Here is a 24,527-nt window from a genome sequence, read left to right as displayed (position 1 = left end):
TCCCCATGAGGTTCGAATGTTTCCGCGTGTCACGTCCCGTTCTTCCCGTACGACCCTTCGCACCCGCGCCGCGGTGATGGCCGCCGGCCTCGGAGCCTCGGTCGCACTGGGAGCCGGGGTCGCGGCCGCCACCGGCACCACGGCGGCCTCCACCTCCTCCACCACGGCGAGCGCCGTCGAGGCCCAGGCCGCGGCGCAGGCCAAGGCGGCGAAGGCCGAGCAGGCGAGCGCCAAGAAGGCCACCGCCAAGAAGACGGCCACCAAGAAGAAGGCCGCCTCCTGGGTGGACCCGGTGAAGAAGTACAAGCTCAGCGCCAGCTTCGCCCAGAACGGCGGCATGTGGGCGAGCAAGCACAGCGGCCAGGACTTCGCCGTGCCGATCGGCACCAACGTCGTCGCCACGCACGGCGGCACCGTGGTCAAGGCCGGCGGCAACGGCGCCGGTGACGGCCCCGCCTACGGCAACGCGATCGTCATCAAGCACGGCAACGGCACGTACTCCCAGTACGCCCACCTGTCCAAGGTGAACGTGAAGCCCGGCCAGGTCGTGAAGACCGGCCAGTCCATCGCGAAGTCCGGCAACACGGGTAACTCCAGCGGCCCGCACCTGCACTTCGAGATCCGTACGACCGCCAACTACGGTTCGGCCGTCGACCCGGTCTCGTTCCTGCGGGACAAGGGCGTGACCGTCTGACGGTGACCCGTCCGACGGTGACCGGCTAGGACCCGGGCCCGGATCCGGAGCCCCCGGCTCCCCGGTGTGCCTGGGTGACCAGATCGGTGGCGACCTCGAGAACGGCAGCGCGCTGTTCCTCGGGGTCGCCTTCGAGGTCCCGCAGTACGAACATCCCGGCGTGCAGCGTGAACAGCGCACTCACACAGCGGACCTGGTCGACCAGGTCCGCTTCCGGGTCGATGAGGATGTCGCGCAGGCCGAACATGCGGGTCTTGAACAGCTCGCCGATGCGCAGGTCCCGCACCGTCGCCTGGTTCTCCTGCATGAAGCGGAACAGCGGTGCCGCACCCGACAGCGCCTCGCTGTAGCGGCGGATGAGCTCCTGCTTCGTCTCCAGGGTGTGCGGCTGCTCCCGCCCCCAGGCGATCAGGTCCTCCAGCGGCCGCGAGAGATCCTCGAAGATGCTGACGAGGATCTCTTCCTTGGTCTTGAAGTGGTAGTACAGCGCGGCCTTGGTCACGTCCAGGGTCTCGGCGATCTCGCGCAGCGAGGTCTTCTCGTACCCCTGCTCGGCGAAGAGCCCGAGTGCCACGTCCTGGATGCGCTGGCGGGTGTCCCCGCGGCGTCGCTGCTGCCTGGTGCCGTTCATCGTGCCGCCCATCCTCCTACGCACCTCCTGCTCAGCGCACTCTGCCCGCTCCGCGCCCTTTCCCAAAAACTTACTTGACGCCCGGCTAGTTACGCGACTACCTTCCCGATCGTAGTCAACTTGCCGGTCGGCAAGTAAGTGGGATCGGAAGACAGCGGTAGCTGGGGGAAGTGGGAGCGATGGCCAAGACACCGGAGGCGGGGACCGGCGAAGCCGGTACCGGCAAGCAGCCGAGGAGCGTGCGGGTGGTCCTGCTCGCTCTCATGATCGCGATGATGCTCGCGATGCTCGACAACATGATCATCGGCACCGCGATGCCGACGATCGTGGGCGAGCTGGGCGGTCTGGAGCACCTTTCCTGGGTGGTCACCGCCTACACCCTCGCGACCGCGGCCTCGACCCCGCTGTGGGGCAAGCTCGGCGACATGTACGGGCGCAAGGGCTCGTTCATGACCTCGATCGTGATCTTCCTGGTCGGCTCCGCGCTCAGCGGCATGGCCCAGGACATGGGCCAGCTCATCGGCTTCCGCGCCGTCCAGGGTCTGGGCGCCGGCGGTCTGATGGTCGGCGTCATGGCCATCATCGGCGACCTCATACCGCCGCGGGAGCGCGGCAAGTACCAGGGCATGATGGCCGGCGTCATGGCGCTGGCGATGATCGGCGGACCGCTGGTCGGCGGCACCATCACCGACCACTGGGGCTGGCGCTGGTCCTTCTACATCAACCTGCCGCTCGGCGCGGTCGCGCTGGTCGCCGTCAGTGCCGTCCTGCACCTGCCGAAGAAGCGCAGCCAGGCGCGGATCGACTATCTGGGCGCCGCGCTGCTGACCATCGGCATCACGGCCATCGTGCTCGTCACCACCTGGGGCGGCACCGAGTACGCCTGGACCTCCGCGCGGATCATGGAGCTGATCGGCATCGGCGTCGCCGCGCTGGTCGGGTTCGTGTTCTGGCAGACCAGGGCGGCCGAGCCGATCGTGCCGCTGCACATCTTCCGCAGCCGCAACTTCACGCTGATGTCCCTGATCGGCTTCATCGTCGGCTTCGTGATGTTCGGCGCCACCCTCTTCCTGCCGCTGTACCAGCAGTCGGTGCAGGGCGCGTCCGCGACCAACTCCGGGCTGCTGCTCCTGCCGATGCTGGGCGCGATGCTCGTCACGTCGATGGTGGCGGGGCGGGTCACCACGAACACCGGCCGCTACAAGATCTTCCCGGTGGCGGGCGGCGCGCTGATGACGGTGGGCCTGTTCCTGCTGTCGACCATGGACACCGACACCACCCGCTTCACCTCCGGCCTGTACATGGCCGTCGTCGGTCTCGGCATGGGCTGCCTGATGCAGATCACGATGCTGGTGGCGCAGAACAGCGTGGAGATGAAGGACATGGGCGTCGCGTCCTCGTCCACCACCCTCTTCCGCACCCTCGGCTCCTCCTTCGGCGTCGCGATCATGGGCGCCCTGTTCAACAACCGGGTCCAGGACGTGATGGCGGAGCAGGCCCCGGCGGGAGCCAAGGCGACGGAGGAGTCGGCGACGCTGACCGCGGACGCGCTGGCCGCGCTGCCGGAGGCGGTCAGCGACGCCTACCAGCACGCGGTGTCCTCCGGCACCCACGGCGCGTTCCTGCTCGGCGCGGCGGTGGCGGTCGTCGCCCTGGTCGCGGCGGTCTTCGTGAAGGAGGTCCCGCTGAAGGGCGCGGGCCCGCAGCCGGCCGACGCCCCGGCCGACGGCGACGACGACGGGAAGACGGCGAAGGCGCAGGTGACCGAGACGGTCTGACCGCACGGCGGCCCGTGTCCGCCACCTTCCGCCAAGACCTCCGGGTGGCCCAGCCCCCGGAGGTCTTCGCCGTACCCGGCGGTGTGCTCACCCCTTGCGCGCGGTGACCAGTGCGAGGGAGAGGTACTCGCCGCCGTCCGCGGTGAGCATGTCGATGACGCGCTGCTCGGAGCCGCTGTCGTCGGCCCGGTGCGCCGCGCCCGCGCGGGTCCACAGCAGCCAGTCCCGCCACGCGTCCGGCTGCAGCCGGGCCGACGTGACCTCCACCAGCTCGGTGATCGCCCACTGGAAGCGCCACCACTCGGCGGTGTGCCAGGCGATCGCCTCCCAGCCGACCACGTCCTTGATGTGCGGCGGGATCGCCCCCAGCTCACGGACCTCCCGCGTCAGTGCGGGCGTCGCCATCCCCAGCTGTCCGCCGGGCCGCAGGAACCGCGCCAGATACGGCAGATACCCGTCCGCCGTGCCGAAGTACTCGAACGCGTCGACGCTCACGACGGCGTCGAAGCTCTCCTCGTCGAACGGCAGGGCGTGCGCCTCCGCCCGCACCGCCCGCACCCGGTCCCCGACCCCCGCTTCGGCGAACACGGCCGCGGCCTCCTCGGGCGCGATCCACAAATCGGCGGCGACGACCTCGGCGCCGTACTCGCGGGCCAGGAACACCGACGTGGCGCCCTTGCCGGAGCCGAGGTCGAGAATCCGCATCCCCGGCCGCAGATCGAGGCTCCCGGCGAGGTCCTCCAGCAGCCACAGCGGATTCGGGCCCATGTCGAGGCCGAGCAGCCACGCGGGGTCGTAACGGGAGGAGCGCGGATAACGGTCGGGACGCACGAGATCACTCAAGGAAGTCACGACCACGGACCCAAGCGGATCACCGACCCGGGCACAACCGGGTTTCGCCGAGTGTGCGCGGTGCCTACGGATCCGCGCGGCCGACGCACTCGAACCACACCGTCTTGCCCTGCCCGCCGTCGCTCAGCGTGTCGACCGTCGCCGGAACCGGCAACTCCGGGCAGCCGTCGGCGACCAGCTCCGTGAGGGCCGGCTCGGCGGCGTCGGTCACGTCGGACAGACCCGAGCGGACGAGGTAGAGCCGCAGGACACGGCGCAGGTGCCGGGCCGAGTGCGCACCCATGGCGAACTCGGCGTGGTACTGGCTCTCAACGTCCGCCGCCTGCGGACCGGTTACGTGGTTCACGCCACAAGGCTGCGACGGGCTGCGTACGCTCGACTACGCACAGGAACGAACACCGCGAGGTGTTGCCGTCCGCAGTCCCGGAGTGAGGTGCCGCAGTGGCCAACGTCCAGTCCCTCGACCCGACCGCGTCCCCCCTCGACTACTACGGCTGGGAACTGCGCCGCCAGCGCGAGGCCCACGGCCTCAAACAGGGCCAGCTCGGCGACATCATCTTCTGCACCGGCTCACTGGTCGGCCAGATCGAGACGACGAAGAAGGTCCCGACGCGGGACTTCAGCGAGCGGGTGGACGCCGCGCTGGGCACGGACGGGTTGTTCTCGCGGCTGATCGGTCTGGTGCTGCGCAGCCAACTCCCGACGTGGTTCCAGCCGTACGCGGAGATGGAGGCGAAGGCGGCGTACATCTCGACGTATCAGGCGCAGTTGGTCTACGGCCTGCTGCAGACGGAGGAGTACGCGCGGGCGGTGTTGGCTACAGGCAGGCCGGGGCAACTCGACCGTTTGCTGGCTGCTCGGTTGGAACGCCAGCGCATCCTGGACTGGGAGAAGCCGCCTCTCGCCTTGGTGATCCTGGACGAGGCCGTACTGCACCGACCAGTCGGTGGCGAGGACGTGATGAGGCGCCAACTGGGCCACCTGTTGAAGTTCACCAGCCACCGCTGGATGCGCATCCAGGTGCTACCGCTGTCCAGCGGCGAACACCCCGGCCTTGAGGGGGCGTTCAATATCCTGCGCTTCGATGACCATCCGGACGTCTTCTACACGGAGGACATGATGTCCGGCCATATGACGGCCAACCCGGAGACCATCAAAGAGGCCAGCCTCAATTACGCTCACTTGCAAGCGGCCGCCCTCTCCGTGAAGGACTCGGCGGCGCTGATCGCCCGCGTAATGGAGGAACGCTATGAACACCGGACCGAGCGAGCCCCAGTGGCGTAAGTCCAGCTACAGCGGCCCCAACGGGGGCGACTGCGTCGAGGTCGCCGACAACTGCCCCGTCGGCTCCGTCCCTGTCCGGGACAGCAAGAACCCGGCCGGTCCGGTCGTGACCGTCGGTGCCCACGCCTGGCAGTCCTTCATCAAGGGCATGCGGTAGCCAACTGCTGTGCTCAGCCCTGGGCGAGCAGCCGCTCCACCAGCAGCAGGGCGCCGACCAGGATCATCGCCGCGCCCGAGAAGCGGGTCACCGCTGTGGCGACGGCCGGGCGGGCGCCCAGGATCCGGCGCGCGGTGGTGCCGACCCCCGTGTAGACCACGGCGCAGTTGGCCGTGTGCACCAGGCCCAGCGCGACGATCTGAACGGCGAAGGGCCAGTCGGCGTCCCGGGCGGTGAACTGCGGCAGGAGGGCGAGGAACAGCAGCAGCGCCTTGGGATTGAGGCCGCTGATGCCCGCCCCTCTGGCCGCACGGCCCACCCACGAGCCGGCGTCGGCGCCCTCGTCGCCGCGCTCGTCCCGGGGCGCCGCCGGGCGGGCCAGGGTCGTGGCGCCGAGCCAGATCAGGTACGCCGCCCCGGCGGCCGTCAGCGCGGTCAGTACCGTCGGTGAACCGGCGACCGCGGTGGCCAGGCCCGCGGCGACGACGGCGGTCAGCAGAACGTATCCGCTCAGCAGCCCGCCGACCGCGGGGAGGACCGACCGGTGGCGCAGCCCCGCCGTGATCGCGTAGGCCCAGTCCGCCCCCGGGACGAGTACCAGCAGGAAGGACACCGTCCAGAACGCCGCGATGCCGGCCATCTCCACGTCTACACACCTCACACTTGCCAGGGCCTCCAGGTCCTCCAAGGCCTCCAGGGCAGATTAGGAAAGATTGCGCGAAAGGTGCTTCCAACTCTTCCCTCGCCCGGTCGTACTCGTGGAAGAATCTGCTCCATGGACGACGTAGACCGGCAGATTCTTGCGGAGCTGCAGAAGGACGGTCGGCTGACCCTGACCGAACTCGCCGAGCGGGTCCGCCTCAGCGTCTCTCCCTGCCACCGGCGCCTGCGCGCCCTGGAACGCTCCGGGGCGATCACCGGCTACCACGCGGCACTGAACGCGCCCGCGCTCGGCCTGGGCTTCGAGGCGCTGGTCTTCGTCACCATGCGCTACGAGGACCGCCCGACCGTCGCCGCCTTCGAACAGGCCGTCGCCGAAGTCCCCCATGTCGTGCAGGCCCAGCGGCTGTTCGGCGACCCCGACTACCTTCTGCGCGTCGTGACCCGCGACCTGGAGGCGTACCGGCGCCTCTACGACGAACGCCTCGCCTCCCTCCCCGGCGTCCAGCGCCTCAGCTCCACCCTCGTCATGGCGAACCTCGTCGACACCCGCCCCCTGCCCCTGTGACATCCGGTACCCGGCCGATGTCGGTACCCCGTGTCACCATCGGCCCATGGACAAGTTGCGGCAGCTGCGGCTGGCGAAGGACGCCATGGACCGTGACTGGGCCGACCCGGACCTCGACCTCGACGCGGTGGCCGCGCACGCCGGGTACTCGCGGTATCACTTCCTGCGCGCCTTCAAGGAGGCGTACGGCGAGACGCCCGGCCAGTACCTCACCCGCCGCCGTATCGAGCGAGCCGAGGACATGCTGCGCACCGCCAACCTGTCCGTGACCGAGATCTGCCACCTGGTCGGCTTCAGCAGCCTGGGCACCTTCTCCACCCGGTTCAAGGCGTGGACCGGCCTGACCCCGAGCGAGTACCGGACCAAGCACGTGGGCCGCGGGACCGCCCTGATACCGGGCTGCTACGTCATGCACTGGGCGGGCGGGGTGCGGCGCAATTCCGGAGAAGCGGACTGACGGCCGCCCTGCCTACGGTGGCAGAGCAGGCCGGGCAGGCCACAAGGGCCGCGGAACGAGCGCGACAACACGGGAGCACGCCATGATCAAAGGTCTCGCCATCTCGACCGTCTGGGTCCTCGACCAGGAGCGGGCCAAGAAGTTCTACACCGAGAAGCTGGGCCTGGAGGTCCGCACCGACATGACCATGGGCGAGGGCGGCATGCGCTGGCTCACCGTCGGCTCGCCGAACCAGCCCGACGTCGAGCTGACGCTGATGCTCCCGAGCGGCCCGGCGATGGACCCCGAGTCCGCCGACATGATCCGGAAGCTGGTGGCCAAGGGCGCGCTCGGCGCCGGCGTGCTGACCACCGACGACATCCACGGCGACTACAAGAAGCTCAAGGACCGCGGCGTCGAGTTCCTCCAGGAGCCCCAGGAGCGCCCCTACGGCACCGAGGCCCTCTTCCGCGACGACTCCGGCAACTGGTTCTCCTTCACCCAGCCCCGCGAGGGCGGCCTCGACCTGGACCAGGACTTCGCCTGCTAGGGACCTAGGGGGCGTCGACCGTCCCCTCCCGCTGCGGCGCCCCGTATAGGTACTGCCTATACGGGGCATCGATTTTTGGTCGTGGACCTCCTCGCCTGTGACCCGCTTCACTGACCACGTCGATGGTGCGACGGCCGGTCGGGACCCGGTCTCGTACCCGGGCCCGCGAAGCCGGCACCGGACGGACGGCGCTCCGCTCTCTCACGGACGCGTTTCGCCGCGTGCGCCGACGGGCCTTGTCCGTGCCTGGATGGAGGTTGCAGTGACGCATGCCCCGAAGGAAGCCGCAGGCGAGGCCGTGGTGCGGAAGAGGCCCTGGTACCGGCAGCTCTACGTGCAGGTTCTGGTCGCGATCCTGATCGGGATCGTGCTCGGGTGGCGGTGGCCGGACCTGGCCACCTCGATGGAGCCCATCGGCACCACCTTCATCACCGCGATGAAGATGCTCATCGGCCCGATCGTGTTCCTGACCATCATCGGCGGCGTCACCGGAGTCGCGGACCTCAAACAGGTGGGCCGGACCGGGGTGAAGGCGCTGACCTACTTCCAGGTGGGCACCATCGTGGCCATGGCCGCGGGGCTCGTCGCGATCAACCTGTTCCGGCTCGGCGACGGAGTGCACGCCGACCCCTCGCGGATCGAGGTCTCCGGCGAGGCCGGCTCCTACGTCGAGACGGGGGAGCACCAGCACTGGTGGGAGTTCCTGACCCACATCGTGCCGGACAGTGTCTTCGGGGCGTTCGTCGAGGGCGACATCCTCCAGGTGATCTTCCTGGCGGTGCTCTTCGGGGTGGCCCTCCGGGCCGTCGGCACGGTGGGCGAGCCGATCATCGCCGGGGTCAACCGCCTCACCGAGGTGGTCTTCAAGGTCCTGTCGTTCGTGATGAAGGTCGCCCCGCTGGGCGCCTTCGGCGCGATGGCGTACGCCATCGGGAAGTTCGGCCTGTCGACGCTGACCAGCCTGGGCTCGCTGATCCTGCTCTTCTACGTCACCTCCTTCCTTTTCGTCGTGGTCGTGCTCGGCGCGGTGCTGGCGGCCTACGTGCGGCTGAACATCTTCCAGCTCCTGCGCTACTTCAAGGAGGAACTCCTCCTGGTCCTCGGCACGTCCACCGCCGAGCCCGCCCTGCCGGGACTGATGCGCAAACTGGAGTTCATGGGCGCCGAGAAGTCCACCGTCCGACTGGTGGTCCCGACCGGCTACAGCTTCAACCTCGACGGCGCGGCGATCTACCTCTCCCTCGCCACCCTCTACATCGCCCAGGCCACCGACACCGCGCTCTCCTTCGGCCAGCAACTCGGCCTGCTCGCGGTGATGCTGCTGACGTCGAAGGGCGCGGCCGGGGTCGCGGGCGGCGGCTTCATCGCCCTGACCGCGACACTCTCGACCGTCGGCCATGTGCCGGCCGCCGGGATCATGCTGGTCTTCGGCATCGACAAGTTCATGTCGGAGTGCCGGGCCCTGGTCAACTTCTGCGGCAACGCGGTCGCCACCCTGTTCGTCGCCCGCTGGGAGAACGGCCTCGATCTGGCCCGCGCCCGCCAAGTGCTCTCCGGCGGCCTGCGGGAGGACGCCCCCGTCGCGCAGGGGACGGGGAAGGCGGCCGTCACCGGGGCCGACGTGCCCGCCACGCGGCCGGCCGAGGGCGACGGGGCGGTGCCGGTCAACCGATAGGGTCCACCTGTCGCCCGATCCACGGGGCACTGGGAGGCACGGTGGACGCCCGGCAGCTGGAGTACTTCCTCGCCATCGTGGAGCACGGTGGTTTCAGCAAGGCGGCTGCCGTCCTCCACGTCGCGCAGCCGTCGCTGTCGCAGGCGATGGCCAACCTGGAAGCCGACCTGGGCGTGTCGCTGTTCCACCGGATGGGCCGCGGCGTGGTGCTCAGCGAGGCCGGGCAGGAACTCCTCGAACCGAGCCGGCGCGTACTGCGCGACCTGGTGGCGGTACGGGACAAGGCGGCGACGCTGTCCGGCCTGCACGGGGGCACGGTCGAGGTGGCGGCCATGCCCTCGCCCGGCATCGAGCCGCTGACCAGCCTGATCCACCGTTTCACCGAGCTGCACCCGTCCGTCACCGTCAGCAGCCGGGCCGCGTTCACCCCCGAGGGCGTCGTGGACCTCGTCCGCAGCGGCGCCTGCGAGCTGGGGCTCCTCGGCGCGGAGCGGCCGGTGACCGTGTCCGGGGTCGACGTCCTGCCCGTGGAGGAGCAGCCGTTCGTCGTGGTCGCGGCGCCGGGAGCGGGACTGGAGGACGGTGCGACGCTGCGGCCGGAAGACCTCGGCGGGCGCAAGCTGATCGCCTCCCGGGGCGGGAGCCTGATGCGCACGATCGTGGACGACGTCATGGCGCACACCGAGGGCACGGACATCGTCGCCGTCGTCGACCACCGCACGTCCGTCCTGCCCCTCGTACTGACCGGCGTCGGCATGGCGGTGCTCCCCGCCTCCTGGACCCGGCTGGCCCGCCGCTGCGGCGCCGCCGTGGCGCGCATCGAGCCCACCGCACACCTCCACGTCGCCATGATCAGCCTGCCCGCGCACCTCACCCCCGGCGCCCGCGCCTTCCTGGAGCTGACGCGTTCGTACGCCGGACAGCGGGGCGCGCACAGCGGCTGAACCCATCGGCCGCGCCTATGGGTCGTATCGGAAGCAGGTCTTGGACGGGGACGGCGTCCGCCGGTTTGACTCGAGCCGTCGAAGAAAACGTCAACTCCCCCGGCTCGCGGCCCTGTCCGAGCCGTGCGACCCCGGCCCACCGGAGGCTCCTCATGACCGCACCCCGCACCTTCCGCATCGCCGCCATTCCCGCCGACGGTGTCGGCGCCGAGGTCGTCGCCGTGGGCCGCGCCGTACTGGACGCCCTCGCCGCCGACTCGGGCGGGGCGTTCGCCTTCGACTGGCGGGAGTTCCCCTGGGGCTGCGCGTTCTACGAGCGGACCGGGACGATGATGGACGACGACGGGCTGGAGCAGCTCAAGGACTTCGACGCCCTCTACTTCGGCGCGGTGGGCTGGCCGACCGTCCCCGACCACGTCAGCCTGTGGGGCCTCAGGCTGAAGATCTGCCAGAACTTCGACCAGTGGGCCAACGTCCGCCCGGTGCACTTCCTGCCCGGCGTCCAGAGCCCCCTGCGCAAGGCGGACCACACCGAACTGGACTGGGTCGTCGTCCGGGAGAACAGCGAGGGCGAGTACGCGGGCCTGGGCGGGCGCAACCTCTCCGGGCGCGGGCAGGGCGGCGAAGTCGCCGTCCAGTCGGCACTGTTCACGGAGGTGGGCTGCGAGCGGATCATGCGCTTCGCCTTCGACCTGGCCCGTACCCGGACCCGCCGCAAGGTCTCCTCCGTCACCAAGAGCAACGCCCAGCAGTACGGCATGACGCTGTGGGACGACGTCTTCAAGCGTGTCGCCGCGGACTACCCGGACGTGGAGACCGAGAGCGTCCTGGTCGACGCGATGTCCGCCAAGTTCGTCCTGCACCCGGAGGACCTGTCGGTCGTCGTCGCCTCCAACCTCAACGCCGACATCCTGTCCGACCTCGGCAGCGCCCTGGCCGGGAGCCTCGGCCTGGCCGCGAGCGCCAACCTCAACCCCGAGCGCCGCTTCCCCAGCATGTTCGAGCCGGTCCACGGATCGGCCCCGGACATCGCGGGCCAGGGGCTCGCCAACCCGATCGGCGCGGTGGGCAGCGCCGCCCTGATGCTGGAGCACTTCGGGCTCCCCGACGAGGCGGCCCGGCTGCACCGGGCGATCCGGGCCACCACGGCGGCCGGCGTCCTCACGCGTGACGTCGGCGGCACGGCCACCACCGAGGACGTCACCAAGGCCCTCATCGACGCCCTCGGCGCCTGACACACCGAGACGTCCCGGTCCGCACCCTCACGTCGCGCCGGGGGACCGGGACCGGGCCCGGCACGGAAGGGCCACCCTCCCCTGCCGGGCCCGCGAACGGCCACCACCGCTCCGGTCCCGGCACGTGCGTGTACCGCGGCCGTGCGTCTGGCGGCGTCATGATTCCGGCTGGGTGCGTGGCACCGCGATCGGGTGCCCGGTGGCGTCGGCGTCGTGGTTCCCGGTACGTGGGCGCCGCAGCGGCCACACCTGCGGGCGGTGCACACGCCTGGGGCCCACCCGGACGTCCCCCGCCCGGCGGGCGCAGTCCCTATGCCTCGCCTCCGCCTGGCCGCCCCGGCGGGGGCACAGTCCTTATGCCTGGCCCTCGCCCGGGCGCTCCCGGCGGGCGCAGCCCTCACGCCTCGCCTCCGCCCGGACGCCCCCGGCGGGCACAGCCCCTACGCCTCGCCTCCGCCCAGGCGCCCCCGGCGGGGCGCAGCCCCTACGCCCCGCCCCTGCCCGGACGCTCCCGCCGGGGCACAGCCCCTACGCCCCGCCCTCGCCCGGACGCCGCCCCGGCGGGCACAACCCCTACGCCCCACCCCCGCCGGACACCCGGTCCGGCAGCATCGGATAGCTCCCCGTGTTCGTCGGCGCGTGTTCCGGCAGCCACAGGACCGCGACCGCGCCCTCGGCCGGGACGTGGTCGGGTGCGCCGGCGGGGCGGACGTTGCGGAAGGTGAGGCGGGCGCCCAGGACCCGGGCCTGGCCGGCCGCGATGGTCAGTCCGAGCCCGTGTCCGCGCCCGGCCCGGTCCGTGCTGCCGGTGCGGAAGCGGCTCGGGCCCTCGGCGAGCAGGTCCTCGGGGAAGCCCGGCCCGTGGTCGCGGACCCGGATCACCCGGCCCTCGACGCTGACCTCGACCGGCGAGCGGCCGTGCCGGGCGGCGTTGGCGAGCAGGTTGAACAGCACCCGCTCCAGGCGGCGCGGGTCGGTCGTGACCGCCGACTCGTGGATCACCCGCACCTCCACGGCCGGGTCCTTCGCAGCCACCCGCCGGGTCACGAAGTCGCCCAGCATCAGGTCCTGGAGTTCGGCCCGCTCCGAGGCCCCGTCGAGCCGGGCCACCTCCAGGACGTCCTCGACGAGCGTGCGCATCGCCTTCGCCCGGTCCAGGACCAGCTCGGTCGGCCGGCCCGGCGGCAGCAGCTCGGCGGCGGTGAGCAGCCCGGTCACCGGCGTCCGCAGCTCGTGCGCGATGTCCGCGGTGACCCGTCGCTCGGCCTCCAGCCGCTTCTGCAGCGCGTCCGCCATCGCGTCCACCGCGCTCGCGAGGTCGTCGGTCTCGTCCCGGACGACCCCGCCGATGGCGTCCCGGACGCGCACGTCCGGCTCCCCGTTGGCGACCTGGTTCGCGGCCGCCGCCGCGTCCCGCAGCCGCCGCGACAGCTGGCGCCCGATGAGCACGCCGAGCGCGCTGCCGCCGAGGACCACCGCGATGGAGCCGATGACGAGGGCCTGGTCGAGATCGGTGAGGATGTCCGCGCTGCGGTCGGTGAAACCGGAGTGCAGGGACATCACGTGCCCGTCCTTGAGCGGCACCGCCGCCCAGATGTCCGTCACCCCGTCGTCCCGTTCGGAGACGTACGTCGCCCGCTGCCCGGCCTCCACCCTGCGGCGCAGCTCCACCGGCAGCTCGGGATCGTCGATCTTGGCGTTGGGGAAGTTCTGCCGCCCCGACAGCTCGTAGTTGCGCTGGGCGATCAGGATCCGGTCGTCCGCGAGGTCACGGGCGTTGTCCAGCATCGACACCCGGGCCGCGTTGTGCACGACCAGGCTCAGGACGACTGCCACCAGCGCGCCGACCAGCGCGATCGCCGCGCTGAGCTTCCAGCGCAGCCCGGTGCGGATGCCACGCGCGCGCAGGCCGCGCGGACGCGTGCCGTCCGGACGCGGACCGTTCGGGCCCCGCCCATGCGAACCCCGCCCATGCGGACCCGGCGCATGCGGTCCCGGCCCATGCGAACCCGGCCCATGCGGACCCGGTCCGCGCGTACCGCTGTCCGGCCCCGTGCGGCCGTCCGGGCGTCCCGGAGGCGAGGCGGTCCGGCGTCGGAAGAACCCCCGCATATCCCTGTATCCCGCCTCAGGCCTTCAACTTGTAGCCGAAGCCGCGGACCGTCTCGATCCGGTCCTGGCCGATCTTGGTGCGCAGTCGCTGCACGTGCACGTCGACGACGCGGGTGTCCCCGCCCCAGCCGTAGTCCCAGACCCGTTCCAGCAGCTTGTCGCGCGAGAGCACCGTCCCCGGCGCCGAGGAGAACTCCAGCAGCAGCCGCATCTCCGTCGGGGTGAGCGCCACCGGCCGCCCGGCCCGGCGCACCTCCATGCCGTCGGTGTCCACCTCCAGCTCGCCGAAGGTGAGCACGCCCCCGGTGTCCGCGTGGTCCGCCGCGTCCCCCCGGTCCCCGCCGCCGGCGTGGCCGAAGCGCCGCAGCACCGCCCGGATCCGGGCGACCAGCACGGCCCCGTCGAACGGCTTGGTGACGTAGTCGTCGGCACCGGCCTCCAGACCCAGGACGACGTCGATGGAGTCCGCCCGCGCCGACAGCATGATCACCGGCACCGTGGACTCGTCCCGGATCCGGCGGCACAGGCTCACCCCGTCGAGCCCCGGGACCATGACGTCGAGCAGCGCGATGTCGGGCCGGTCGGTCCGGAAGGACTCCAGGCCGGACAGCCCGTCGGGCTTCGCGGTGACCGCGAAGCCGTCCCGCTCCAGGGCGAGCTGGGTGGCCTCGCGGATGACGTCGTCGTCCTCGACGAACAGGACGTGGGTCTGGTCTGCCATCCCGGTGCTCTCAGTCCTCGTTGTGATGGGTCGGGTGCGGTCGCCGGACGCGGGGGCGGTCACGGAGGCCCACTGGGACGGACGCCCGGGCCGCGCACCGCGTTCACCCGGTCATCGGAGCGAGCGGCCCGATCGGTTCACGCCCGCCCGCCTCAGCCGTCCGCGTCCGGGACCGGAGTCGGCGCGTTGCCCGCGGCGTTGCTGTAGTCGTTGTGGGTGCGGTACTGCTCGGAGAACCGGCCCGACGCCCAGCGGTACGTGATGACGTTCTCGCCGGACGGACTGGACACCGGGTCGCCCCGCTCGTACACCTGCTTGGTCACCACCAGATCGCCCCGGTCGATCTCCGCGTAGACCGGAGGCTCCTCGGTCCGGAACACATTCTGGTACGCGCCGTCCTCCTCGCGGTACACGTAACTGCCCACACCCACCGCGTCACCGCACGTCAGGACGTTGACGACGACGTCCTCCGCCGTGCCGCCGGTCAGCTCCCCGTAGGACACGTCGACGGGGTACTCGTCGGCGACGCACGGCTTCAGCTCGTGCTTGACCTCTTCGGAGACCTTGGGGTCCGACTTGACCAGCCGCACCGCGTCCACCCGGTCGGGGACCTTCGAGGGGGAGGCGGCCGGCGAGGAGGCGGCGGCGCCGCCCACCGCGTCCGCGTGGGCCGCGCCCTCGTCACGGGTGCCGGTGCCGCCGGCCGCGCAGCCGGACAGGCACACGCCGAGGGCGACGAACACGGCCACCGCCGCACTCGTCGCCTGCGTGCCCCTCCGGGTCTCCCCGGGTGATCGACCGACGGTCAGGCCGCGCAACGCTCCCGCTCCTCACGCTCCAGCGCCCGTGCGTCCAGATCGCGGGCGACCAGCTCCTCACGGAGCCGGGCGAGCGCCCGGTGCAGCGTGCTCTTGACCGTGCCGGCCGACATGCCGAGGGCGGCGGCGGTCTCCTCCGTGGACATCTGCTCCCAGTGTCGCAGCACGACGACGCTGCGCTGCTTCGGGGCGAGCACCTTCATGACGTCCATCAGCAGGGCGCGGTCCGCGTGCTGCTCGGTGGAGTCGTCCACGCAGGACTCGGGGAGCTGCTCGGTGGGCACCTCTTCCAGCTTCCGCGCCCGCCACCACTCGGTCCGCGTGTTGATCATGACCCGGCGCAGGTAGGCGTCGGCCAGCCGCTTGTCCTCGATTGTCGACCAGCGGCGGTACGTCCGCGCCAGCGCGGTCTGCAGCAGGTCCTGGGCGTCGACCGGATCCGGGACCAGACGCCGGGCACTGCGCAGCAGCGCGTCCTGCCGCGTCCGGACGTACTCCTCGAACTCGAGCACCTCGCCCATGGTCAACCGCCTTCCGATCCCCGTACTCCGCCGGTGTGGTCACCGCCGGCCCACTGCCTGTGGTCCCTGGTCCTGCCGTGCCCGCCGGGCACAGAAATGAAGGTAGGGAAGCGTTGTCACGGCGCTGTGCGGAGCAGCCTGCGACGAACACTCGGCTGTCCGTCGGTTGTGTAACGGAAGGAGGAACCGGGTAAATCAGCGGGCCACTTGATGACAGTAAGTGGCGATTTGCCCGTTACCAGGGCTGTAACCGAGGCCGACGGGACCGGTGTTTCTGTGACACCGGCACCGCCGCCCCTGTGACCCCGCTGTCCGTCAGCTCAGCGGCAGCCGGTACAGCCCGTCCGCCAGCGGCTCCACCAGACCGTCGGACACCAGGCCGTCCAGGGCGCGGGCCCGCTGGACCGGCTCGTGCCACACCTGGTCGAGGGCCGACTGCGGCACCGGCCCGGACGCCTCCCGCAGCACCGCGAGCAGCCGGCCGCGCACCTGCCGGTCGGTGCCGGCGTACGTCTGGCCGCGGCGCGGCGGTCCGTCGTGCGCGGGCTTGCCGGCCAGCCGCCAGGCGCACTGCGCGGCGATCGGGCAGCGCTGGCACGACTCGTTCTTCGCCGTGCAGACCAGCGCGCCCAGCTCCATGGAGGCGGCGGCCCACCGGGCGGCCCGCGTCTCCTGCTCCGGCAGCAGCGCACGCGCCAGCTTCCGCTCGGCGGCGGTGGTGGCGTTCGGCGGGTACTGCACGCCGGTGACCGCGCGGGCGAACACCCGGCGCACGTTGGTGTCCAGCACGGGGTGGCGCTGGCCGTAGGCGAAGGAGGCGACCGCGGCGGCCGTGTACTCGCCGATGCCGGGCAGCGCCAGCAACTGGGCGTGGTCCGCCGGTACGTCGCCGCCGTGCCGTTCCGTTATGGCCGCGGCGGCACCGTGCAGCCGCAGGGCGCGGCGCGGATAGCCGAGCCGCCCCCAGGCGCGGACCGCCTCGCCGGGCGCCTCGGCGGCGAGGTCGGCGGGGCGCGGCCAGCGCGCCAGCCACTGCTCGTAGACGGGCTGGACGCGGCTCACCGGCGTCTGCTGGAGCATGAACTCACTGACCATCACGCCCCACGCGCCGGCCTCCGGGCGCCGCCACGGCAGGTCGCGCGCGTGCTCGGCGAACCAGTCGATGACGGGGGCGTGCAACGGCACGCCGGACGAGGCGGCGGCGGGGTCGGAGGGGCCGCTGTGCGAGGACTTCGTGGGCGCAGTCATGACCCTCCGATCCTGCCACGACGAGACCACCCACCGGGTGCACCGCCACCCGGTCGCGTCCACGACACCTGACGATCGGCGGGCGCCGCCGGGTTCGCCGCTTGTGGCGTCGGCTTGATGGAGGGTCTCCGCCCGGTGGCGGGGCGGGAAGGATTTCGGTCCGGCCGACGGGGCGGGGAGGGGCGTGGGAGTCCCTGGAGCCCGGGCGGACAGTCACCCGGTGGCGCCCACGACACCTGACGATCGGTGGGCGCCGCCGCGTTTGCCGCTTGTGGTGTCGGCTTGGTGGAGGGTCTCCGCCCGGCGGTGAGGGCGGGAAGGATTTCGGTCCGGCCGACGGGGCGGGGAGGGGCGTGGGAGTCCCTGGAGCCCGGGCGGACAGTCACCCGGTCGCGTCCACGACACCTGACGATCGGCGGGCGCCGCCGGGTTCGCCGCTTGTGGTGTCGGCTTGGTGGAGGGTCTCCGCCCGGTGGCGGGGGCGGGAAGGATTTCGGTCCGGCCGACGGGGCGGGGAGGGGCGTGGGAGTCCCCGGAGCACGGGCGGACAGTCACCCGGTGGCGTCCACGACACCTGACGATCGGCAGGGGCGCCGCCCTGTCCGCCGCTTGTAGCGTCGGCCCATGGAAGGTACGCGCCCGGCCGCCGACGCCGGGATATCCGCCGCCGGAGTCGCCGGCACCCCGGCGGACGCGCACCCGCGCGCGCCCCTCACGCCCGGCTCGCACGCCCCCAGCTCGCGCTCCGCCCGGCTCGCCCCCGTCGGTCGCGGCGCGCTGTTCTGGTGCGTCCTCGCCCTCCCCGCGGTCACCGCCGACCGGATCGGCCTGAACGAGCCGCGTCCCCTCTGGCAGCAGCTGGCCGGTCTTGGCGTGCTCGCGGTGGCCGCCGCGCTCGCCCGGCGCCGGCCGCTCGCCGCGTTCGCGCTGACGGCGGCCCTGGGCATCGCCGACACCCCGGCGCTGTTCAGCGTCTCCTACGGCCCCGCCCTCGCGACCCTCGCCCTCCTGCTCGGCCTGCGAGCCCCGCGGGCTCACCCGGCGGTGGCCGTCCTCGCCGGCACCGGCGTCGTCGGCGCGGCGCGGATCGCGCTGGTCGGAGTGGACCCGGCGCCCGAGGCGCTGGTCCTGACCGGCACCCTGCTCTTCGGCTGCGTCCTCCCCTGGCTGGGCGGCCGCTACTGGAGGCAGAGCCGCGCGCTCGCCGAGGCCGGCTGGCTCCGGGCGGCCCGCCTGGAGGACGAGCAACGGCACGCGGAGGAACGGGCCAGACTGCGCGAACGGGCCCGGATCGCCCAGGACATGCACGACTCCCTCGGCCACGAGCTGAGCCTGCTGGCCCTGCGCGCCGCCGCCCTCCAGGTCGCCCCCGGCCTCGGCACCGGCCACCGCACCGCCGCGGCCGAACTGCGGGTCGCCGCCGCCGACGCCACCGACCACCTGCACCGCATCATCGGCGTCCTGCGCGAGGACGACGAGCCCCTCCCGCTCACCCCGTCCGGAGAGACCGTCGAGGAACTCGTCGCCCGCGCCGCCGAGTCGGGACTCCCCGTCCGCTGGGACCCACGGCACACTCCCGTCCCGGCCGCCGAACCGGGCGGCCTCGCCGACCGGCTGCTCTACCGGATCGTGCGCGAGGCCCTGACCAACGCGGCCCGGCACGCACCCGGCGCCCCCGTCGTCGTAGCGGTCACCGACCAGCCCTCCGGAACGACGGTGACCGTCACCAACGCCGCCGCCACCGGCCCCGGTTCCCCCTCGGCGGGCGGCTCGGGCCTGCTGGGGCTGCGCGCCGCCGTCACCTCGGTCGGCGGCGACTTCACGGCGGCCCCGCACGGCGACGGCTTCCGCGTCCGGGCCCACGTCCCCGCCGGGCGGACCCTCGCCCCCACCCCCGCCCCCTCACCCACGGCCCCCTTCGCCCGCGCCCGCCGCCGCGTCGCCCTGGGCCTGGGCGCCGCCGCCGGTGCCGGACTGGTCCTGGTCGGCGCGGCCTTCGCCTGGTACGCCTACACCGAGACCCGCTCGGTCCTCACCCCGAGCGCCTACGCGCAGTTGCGCCCGGGGACCGCCTACGACGAGATCGCGCCCGTACTGCCGGACCGCGAGGCACACGACCCGCCCACCGACCGCGCCCCCGCGCCGCCGCCGGACGCCGCCGACTGCCGCTACTACCGGGCCAGCGGCGAACTCCTCGTCTCCATCGACCACTTCCGGCTCTGCTTCGACGACCGGCGGCGACTCCTCACGAAGGACGTCGTCCCCGGAGTCGACGGCGAACGCGCCGACACGCACCAACAAGAGGAGTCCGTACGGTGATCCGGGTCCTGCTGGCCGACGACGAGGCGATGGTCCGCGCGGGGGTGAGCGCCATCCTGGCGAGCGGCGGCGAGAGCGAGGTCGTCGCGGAGGCGGGCGACGGCCGTGAGGCGGTCGAACTGACCCGCGCGCACCGCCCCGACGTGGCCCTGCTGGACATCCGCATGCCCCGCCTGGACGGCCTCACGGCGGCCGAGGAGATCGTACGCACCGTCCCCGGCACCGCCGTCGCCATGCTGACCACGTTCTCCGAACAGACCTACGTGGCCCGCGCCCTGGCCGCCGGTGCCACCGGCTTCCTGCTCAAGTCCGGCGACCCGTACGAACTGATGGCCGGCGTACGGGCCGTGGCGGAGGGCGCCGCCTTCCTCTCCCCGAAGGTCGCCCGGTACGTCATCGAGGACCTCGGCCGGGGCGGTGGCAGCGGCCGGCTCGCCCGCGAGGAGCACGCCCGCGCCCGCGTGGCCCGGCTCAGCCCCCGGGAACGCGAGGTCCTCGGCCTCGTCGGCGCCGGCCTGTCCAACCCGGAGATCGCCGCCCGGCTGCATCTGGTCGAGGGCACGGTGAAGGCGTACGTGAGCACGGTCCTGGACCGGCTGGAGGTACGCAACCGGGTCCGGGCCGCGATCGTGGCCTACGAAGCGGGCCTGGTCGAGGCGGACGCATAGGCCCCCTCGCCCGGCGCCCGCCGCCCGTCAACGGCGCCGGTGCGAGCCGACGTACGCGCCCGGCGGCACGGCCCCCGGCCCGGTCAGCCACCGCACCACCGGCGCCGACGAGCCCCGCATCGCCTCGGCCAGCCGCGTCGCCGGACGTATGCCGAGCCGTACGGCCACGGCGGCGACGACCGCGCCGAGCAGCAGCCCGGCGACGACGTCGTGCGGGTAGTGGACGCCGACGAAGACCCGGGAGAAGGCCATCAGCAGGGCGAGCGGCGCCGTCACCCGGACCGCGGTCCACCGGACCAGGGCCAGGGCGACGGCCGCACCGCCCGCGATCGTCGCGTGGTTGCTCGGGAAGGACCAGTCACCGGTCGGCGGGCACTCCGCCAGCGAGGGCCCCGCCCCGGCGACCGCCCGGCACGGACGCTCCTCCTCCACAACGGACTTGAGCAGTTCACTGCACACATACGCGACAGCCGTGGCCACAGGTGCAAGGACCGCGATCGCGAACGCCCGTGGGTCGCCGCGCCGCGACCGCCACCAGGCGAGGACGAACAGCGCGCCGAACACCAGGATTCCCGCCTCCGTCCCCACCTCCGCCGTGTGCTGGACCCATGTCGGGGTGTCCTGGGCGAAGCCGGTGATGTCGCGATAGAGATCGTCATCCTCGAAGGTCATGCTCACGGACGGTAGGCGGCTGCCCGAAACGGTCACACCCTGCGATCGACACGTCCGACACCTGACGATCGGCAGGGGGTCGGGGTCGGTCTCCGGGATGATGATCCGTAAAAGTTGCGGGCCTGAACGGCGGGTGGGACAAGGGAACGCGCGGATCTCTCGTACAGTTTGCGCCGTGGGATCTCTGCGCAATCCGGTCGGGCCGCTTCCCTCCTCCATCTACTGGCGACGGAGGGCCGTACTGCTGTCCCTGTTCGCCCTGTTGGCGCTGCTGATCACGTGGATCGTGGTCTCCGGCGGCGGGGGCGGCGGCAAGGGACGCGACGACGGAGCGGACGGCAAGAACCCGGCCCCGTCGATCACTCCGGGACCCTCGGGATCCGGGCCCGCGATCAGTGAGGCCCCGGGCGGCCGCGACGAGTCGGGAAGCGCGGACTCCGGTGGTACGGGGTCGGGTTCGGGTTCCGGCGGCGAGGACGGCTCGGGCGGGGGCGCCGGTTCCGGCGAGGACGCCGACAATCCGGGCAGCGCGGGCGGCGGGGGCTCCGGGGGCGGCGCGGCGACGGGCGTCGGCGCAGGAGACGCGCTGCCGGGCGGTTCGGCCCTGCCCAACTGCACCCCGAGCGCGGTGAAGTTCAGCCTGCGCAGCGTCCGCAACAGCTACACGCCCGGACAGACCCCCGCCTTCGAACTGACCGCGCGGAACACCTCCGGCGGCGACTGCAAGGTCGATCTGGGCCCCGAACACGCGGTGTTCACCATCACCCCGGCCAGCGGCGACGACGCCTACTGGGCCTCGGACGACTGCGTCGAGGACAAGAGCAAGGCCAGCCTCCAGTACCGGGTGGCCGCGAACAGCGGCATCACCTACACCGTGAAGTGGGACCGCAAGCCGAGCGCCCCCGAGTGCGGTACGCCCCCGGCGGGCTCGGCCAAGGCGGGGACGTACCTGGTGGAGGCGAAGGCGCCCGGTTTCGAGAAGGTCCGGACGTCCTTCGTGCTGAAGAACGACTGACGCGAGAGAGCAGGACCGGCAAGACGTACCGCTCTCATGCGTACCGCCCTCAGACGTACCGCTCGAGGATCGACGACTCAGCGAGCCGCGACAGCCCCTCACGCACGCTGCGCGCCCGCGCCTCGCCGACGCCGTCCACCGTCTGGAGGTCGTCCACGCTGGCGGCGAGCAGCTTCTGCAGGCCGCCGAAGTGCTCCACCAGCCGGTCGATGATCGCGCCCGGCAGCCGCGGCACCTTCGCCAGCAGCCGGAACCCGCGCGGCGACACCGCCGAGTCCAGCGTCTCGGGAGACCCGGTGTATCCCAGCGCCCGGGCCACCGTGGACAGTTCGAGCAGCTCGGCATGGCTGAGCTTGTCCAGCTCGGCGAGCGCCTCGTCGACCGTACGGGACCGCTTGGCGGTCGGCTCGGGCACGTAGTCCCGCACGACCAGCTCGCGCTCCGGCTCCACGCCGGCGATCAACTCGTCCAGCTGAAGCGCCAGCAGCCGCCCGTCCGTCCCCAGCTCGACCACGTACTCGGCGATCTCGGTGGCGATCCGGCGCACCATCTCCAGCCGCTGGGCGACCGCCGACACGTCCCGGACGGTCACCAGGTCCTCGATCTCCAGCGCGGAGAGCGTGCCGGCGACCTCGTCGAGCCGGAGCTTGTAGCGCTCCAGGGTGGCGAGCGCCTGGTTGGCCCGGGACAGGATCGCCGCGGAGTCCTCCAGCACGCGCCGCTGCCCGTCGACATAGAGGGCGATAAGCCGCATGGACTGCGAAACGGACACGACGGGGAAGCCGACCTGCTTGCTGACCCGGTCCGCCGTACGGTGCCGGGTGCCGGTCTCCTCGGTCGGAATGGTCGGGTCGGGCAGCAGCTGCACGCCCGCCCGCAGGATCTTCGACAGGTCCGAGGAGAGCACGATCCCGCCGTCGAGCTTGCACAGCTCGCGCAGCCGGGTCGCCGTGAACTCGACGTCCAGCACGAAGCCGCCCGTACACATCGACTCGACGGTCTTGTCCGACCCCAGCACCATCAGACCGCCGGTATTGCCGCGAAGGACCCGTTCCAGGCCGTCCCGCAGCAGCGTGCCGGGCGCCACGGCGCTCAGCGAGGCGCGCATCAGGCCATCGGCACCGGCACTCCCACCGGACTTTCCGGGAGCTGCTGCCCGGTCGTTGGCTGCCACTGCACTCCTCCGGTCGCAGGTTCTTCTGGTGCGCCCGTGTCGCACACTCGGTCGTACGGACGGGCGAGACCAGGGCAAAGTCTACCGGCGGTCCTCCTCCTCCCGTGGGGCGTCTCGCCGACGCGAGCGCGGAAGCACCCGCAGGGCGTCCCCTATGTCCGCGACCTCCAGGACCTTCATGCCGTCGGGAACCCTGCCGGGGTCGCTCGGTACCAGGGCGTGCGTGAAGCCCAGCCGGTGCGCCTCGGAGAGCCGGCGCTGTACGCCAGTGACCCGTCTCACCTCCCCGGCGAGGCCGACCTCACCGATCGCGACGAGGTTCTTGGGCAACGGAGTGTCGCTGGCCGCACTGGCCAGCGCGAGCGCGACGGCGAGGTCGGCGGCCGGCTCGGACAGCTTCACCCCGCCCACGGTCGCACTGTAGATGTCCCTCTTCCCCAGCGCACTGATCCGACCACGCTGCTCCAGCACCGCCAGCATCATGGACACCCGGGACGTCTCGAGCCCCGAGGTCGTACGCCGGGGCGACGGAATCTGGGAATCCACGGTCAGCGCCTGCACCTCGGCCACCAGCGGCCGGCGGCCTTCCAGGGTGACGGTCAGACAGGTACCGGGCACGGGTTCGGCACGCCGGGTGAGGAACAGCCCGCTGGGGTCGGTCAGCCCGGTGATCCCTTCGTCATGCAGCTCGAAGCAGCCGACCTCATCGGTCGTCCCGTACCGATTCTTGACCCCCCGTACCAGCCGCAGCCGCGCATGCCGGTCACCTTCGAAATGAAGCACAACGTCCACCAGATGCTCCAGCAGCCGCGGCCCGGCGATGGCCCCGTCCTTGGTGACATGCCCCACGAGCAGGGTGGACATCCCGCGCTCCTTGGAGGCGCGGATCAAGGCCCCCGCCACCTCCCGCACCTGTGCCATGCCGCCGGGAGCGCCGTCGATCTCGGGAGAGGCGACGGTCTGCACGGAGTCCAGAATCAACAGCGACGGCTTGACCGCGTCGAGATGCCCGAGCACCGCCGCGAGATCGGTCTCGGCGGCGAGGTAGAGATGATCGTCGATCGCGCGGATCCGGTCGGCCCGCAGCCGCACCTGGCTCGCCGACTCCTCACCCGTGACGTACAGCGTCCGGTGCTCGTCGCTCGCGGACTTGGCCGCCACGTCCAGCAGCAGGGTGGACTTCCCGACCCCGGGCTCACCCGCGACCAGCACCACGGCACCGGGCACCAGCCCGCCACCCAGCACCCGGTCCAGCTCCGGCACACCGGTCGACCGCGCGGTCGCCTGCCGCCCGTCGACCTGCCCGATCGGCACGGCGGAGGTGGTCACGCGCCCCGGCGACGTCGTCCGCACGGCGGGCGCGCCGTACTCCTCGACGGTCCCCCACGCCTGGCACTCGGGACAGCGACCGAGCCATTTGGCCGTCTGCCAGCCGCACTCGGTGCAGCGGAAGGACGGCCGTTCCTTGGTGGACTTCGCACGAGCAGCCATGCACGAACCGTAACGGCCCCCACTGACACCGGGACGCGGGCGCTGACCGGGCCGGGGTTCTGCGCCCCGGCGCTCACGTGTTGCCCGGCGCGGATGTGGCCCGCGGGTGGGTGACGCGACCCGGCGCTGGCCGGTTGCCGCCGCGCCCACCCGTGCCGCCCCAGCGGCACGACTGCCCGCAGCTAGGAGGGAGGGAGAGCCGCGTACGGCGCGAAGGGGTCGTGTCGGGGGGTGTCCGCCCGCAGCGGTTGGCGCGTCAACGGAGGGCACTTCTGTGGCCGACCGATTCCGCGCCGTTCCGAGG

At 72.2% G+C, this 24,527-nt stretch carries 25 protein-coding genes; 13 read left to right on the top strand and 12 right to left on the bottom strand.

Features of this window, described 5'->3' with window-relative positions; translation table 11 throughout:
• Positions 1–16: 16 nt before the first annotated feature.
• Positions 17–694: a M23 family metallopeptidase gene (locus tag ACFC1X_RS36150; RefSeq protein ID WP_376362531.1), complete on the top strand. Its 678-nt coding sequence runs from the start codon at positions 17–19 to the stop codon at positions 692–694.
• Positions 695–719: 25 nt separating this feature from the next.
• Here ACFC1X_RS36150 and ACFC1X_RS36145 read toward each other — a convergent pair whose 3' ends face one another.
• A complete protein-coding gene (locus ACFC1X_RS36145; RefSeq protein ID WP_376362528.1) occupies positions 720–1,325 on the bottom strand; it encodes a TetR/AcrR family transcriptional regulator in 606 nt (201 codons plus the stop codon).
• Positions 1,326–1,504: 179 nt separating this feature from the next.
• Here ACFC1X_RS36145 and ACFC1X_RS36140 point away from each other — a divergent pair, with 179 nt between their 5' ends.
• Complete coding sequence (locus tag ACFC1X_RS36140) at positions 1,505–3,103, top strand: MDR family MFS transporter (protein WP_376362525.1); 1,599 nt, start codon at positions 1,505–1,507, stop codon at positions 3,101–3,103.
• 87 nt (positions 3,104–3,190) lie between these two features.
• Here ACFC1X_RS36140 and ACFC1X_RS36135 read toward each other — a convergent pair whose 3' ends face one another.
• Positions 3,191–3,934: an SAM-dependent methyltransferase gene (locus tag ACFC1X_RS36135; protein ID WP_376362522.1), complete on the bottom strand. Its 744-nt coding sequence runs from the start codon at positions 3,932–3,934 to the stop codon at positions 3,191–3,193.
• A gap of 85 nt (positions 3,935–4,019) precedes the next feature.
• Positions 4,020–4,301: a hypothetical protein gene (locus tag ACFC1X_RS36130; RefSeq protein ID WP_376362519.1), complete on the bottom strand. Its 282-nt coding sequence runs from the start codon at positions 4,299–4,301 to the stop codon at positions 4,020–4,022.
• A 95-nt stretch (positions 4,302–4,396) separates the two neighbouring features.
• Here ACFC1X_RS36130 and ACFC1X_RS36125 point away from each other — a divergent pair, with 95 nt between their 5' ends.
• On the top strand, positions 4,397–5,239 hold the full coding sequence (locus tag ACFC1X_RS36125; protein WP_376362516.1) for a helix-turn-helix domain-containing protein: 843 nt from the start codon (positions 4,397–4,399) through the stop codon (positions 5,237–5,239).
• Positions 5,205–5,396 (top strand): DUF397 domain-containing protein, encoded by a 192-nt coding sequence (locus tag ACFC1X_RS36120; protein WP_376362513.1) that lies wholly within the window; start codon positions 5,205–5,207, stop codon positions 5,394–5,396. Before ACFC1X_RS36125 ends, ACFC1X_RS36120 begins: the two co-directional genes overlap by 35 nt.
• Positions 5,397–5,409: 13 nt before the next feature.
• On the opposite strand, the gene ACFC1X_RS36115 is transcribed toward ACFC1X_RS36120, so the two are convergent.
• Positions 5,410–6,036 carry a LysE family translocator gene (locus ACFC1X_RS36115; protein ID WP_376362638.1) on the bottom strand — a complete coding sequence of 209 codons (627 nt, stop codon included), beginning with the start codon at positions 6,034–6,036 and terminating at the stop codon, positions 5,410–5,412.
• A 135-nt stretch (positions 6,037–6,171) separates the two neighbouring features.
• On the opposite strand from ACFC1X_RS36115, the gene ACFC1X_RS36110 reads away from it, so the two are divergent.
• The 6 genes from ACFC1X_RS36110 to ACFC1X_RS36085 all read left to right on the top strand — a co-directional run bounded on the left by ACFC1X_RS36110 (position 6,172) and on the right by ACFC1X_RS36085 (position 11,464).
• Entirely contained in the window at positions 6,172–6,624 is a 453-nt protein-coding gene (locus tag ACFC1X_RS36110) for an Lrp/AsnC family transcriptional regulator (RefSeq protein ID WP_376362510.1), read from the top strand.
• Between the two features lie 46 nt (positions 6,625–6,670).
• Positions 6,671–7,081 (top strand): helix-turn-helix transcriptional regulator, encoded by a 411-nt coding sequence (locus tag ACFC1X_RS36105; protein ID WP_376362507.1) that lies wholly within the window; start codon positions 6,671–6,673, stop codon positions 7,079–7,081.
• Between the two features lie 82 nt (positions 7,082–7,163).
• Positions 7,164–7,610, top strand: a complete 447-nt coding sequence (locus ACFC1X_RS36100; protein ID WP_376362505.1) for a VOC family protein — start codon at positions 7,164–7,166, stop codon at positions 7,608–7,610.
• Between the two features lie 250 nt (positions 7,611–7,860).
• Positions 7,861–9,285 carry a C4-dicarboxylate transporter DctA gene (gene dctA / locus ACFC1X_RS36095; RefSeq protein WP_376362502.1) on the top strand — a complete coding sequence of 475 codons (1,425 nt, stop codon included), beginning with the start codon at positions 7,861–7,863 and terminating at the stop codon, positions 9,283–9,285.
• Between the two features lie 41 nt (positions 9,286–9,326).
• Positions 9,327–10,229: a LysR family transcriptional regulator gene (locus ACFC1X_RS36090; protein WP_376362500.1), complete on the top strand. Its 903-nt coding sequence runs from the start codon at positions 9,327–9,329 to the stop codon at positions 10,227–10,229.
• Between the two features lie 152 nt (positions 10,230–10,381).
• A complete protein-coding gene (locus ACFC1X_RS36085; RefSeq protein ID WP_376362497.1) occupies positions 10,382–11,464 on the top strand; it encodes a tartrate dehydrogenase in 1,083 nt (360 codons plus the stop codon).
• 573 nt (positions 11,465–12,037) lie between these two features.
• Here the strand turns inward: ACFC1X_RS36085 and cseC are convergent.
• The 5 genes from cseC to ACFC1X_RS36060 form a co-directional block, all read right to left on the bottom strand.
• Positions 12,038–13,576 carry a two-component system sensor histidine kinase CseC gene (cseC, locus tag ACFC1X_RS36080; protein WP_376362494.1) on the bottom strand — a complete coding sequence of 513 codons (1,539 nt, stop codon included), beginning with the start codon at positions 13,574–13,576 and terminating at the stop codon, positions 12,038–12,040.
• Between the two features lie 16 nt (positions 13,577–13,592).
• Positions 13,593–14,297, bottom strand: a complete 705-nt coding sequence (cseB, locus tag ACFC1X_RS36075) for a two-component system response regulator CseB (RefSeq protein WP_376362491.1) — start codon at positions 14,295–14,297, stop codon at positions 13,593–13,595.
• Between the two features lie 152 nt (positions 14,298–14,449).
• Positions 14,450–15,115 carry a hypothetical protein gene (locus tag ACFC1X_RS36070; RefSeq protein ID WP_376362488.1) on the bottom strand — a complete coding sequence of 222 codons (666 nt, stop codon included), beginning with the start codon at positions 15,113–15,115 and terminating at the stop codon, positions 14,450–14,452.
• On the bottom strand, positions 15,103–15,642 hold the full coding sequence (locus ACFC1X_RS36065) for a SigE family RNA polymerase sigma factor (protein WP_100048447.1): 540 nt from the start codon (positions 15,640–15,642) through the stop codon (positions 15,103–15,105). Before ACFC1X_RS36065 ends, ACFC1X_RS36070 begins: the two co-directional genes overlap by 13 nt.
• Positions 15,643–15,951: 309 nt before the next feature.
• Entirely contained in the window at positions 15,952–16,884 is a 933-nt protein-coding gene (locus ACFC1X_RS36060; RefSeq protein WP_307014179.1) for an A/G-specific adenine glycosylase, read from the bottom strand.
• A 624-nt stretch (positions 16,885–17,508) separates the two neighbouring features.
• Here ACFC1X_RS36060 and ACFC1X_RS36055 point away from each other — a divergent pair.
• Complete coding sequence (locus ACFC1X_RS36055; protein ID WP_376362484.1) at positions 17,509–19,203, top strand: sensor histidine kinase; 1,695 nt, start codon at positions 17,509–17,511, stop codon at positions 19,201–19,203.
• Entirely contained in the window at positions 19,200–19,871 is a 672-nt protein-coding gene (locus tag ACFC1X_RS36050) for a response regulator (RefSeq protein WP_376362481.1), read from the top strand. The genes ACFC1X_RS36055 and ACFC1X_RS36050 overlap by 4 nt, the downstream gene beginning before the upstream one ends.
• A gap of 27 nt (positions 19,872–19,898) precedes the next feature.
• On the opposite strand, the gene ACFC1X_RS36045 is transcribed toward ACFC1X_RS36050, so the two are convergent.
• Positions 19,899–20,543, bottom strand: a complete 645-nt coding sequence (locus ACFC1X_RS36045; RefSeq protein ID WP_376362479.1) for a phosphatase PAP2 family protein — start codon at positions 20,541–20,543, stop codon at positions 19,899–19,901.
• A gap of 175 nt (positions 20,544–20,718) precedes the next feature.
• Between ACFC1X_RS36045 and ACFC1X_RS36040 the strand changes: the two genes are divergently transcribed.
• Positions 20,719–21,558 carry a hypothetical protein gene (locus ACFC1X_RS36040; RefSeq protein WP_376362476.1) on the top strand — a complete coding sequence of 280 codons (840 nt, stop codon included), beginning with the start codon at positions 20,719–20,721 and terminating at the stop codon, positions 21,556–21,558.
• Positions 21,559–21,607: 49 nt separating this feature from the next.
• On the opposite strand, the gene disA is transcribed toward ACFC1X_RS36040, so the two are convergent.
• Complete coding sequence (disA, locus tag ACFC1X_RS36035) at positions 21,608–22,732, bottom strand: DNA integrity scanning diadenylate cyclase DisA (RefSeq protein WP_073726741.1); 1,125 nt, start codon at positions 22,730–22,732, stop codon at positions 21,608–21,610.
• 81 nt (positions 22,733–22,813) lie between these two features.
• Complete coding sequence (gene radA / locus ACFC1X_RS36030) at positions 22,814–24,223, bottom strand: DNA repair protein RadA (protein ID WP_376362472.1); 1,410 nt, start codon at positions 24,221–24,223, stop codon at positions 22,814–22,816.
• Positions 24,224–24,527 lie beyond the last annotated feature (304 nt).

Origin of the sequence: Streptomyces sp. NPDC056128 (genome assembly GCF_042263835.1) — a bacterium.
Lineage (GTDB): Bacteria > Actinomycetota > Actinomycetes > Streptomycetales > Streptomycetaceae > Streptomyces.
The sequence above is the reverse complement of the archived record's forward strand: the minus strand, read 5'-3'. Positions and strand labels throughout refer to the sequence as shown.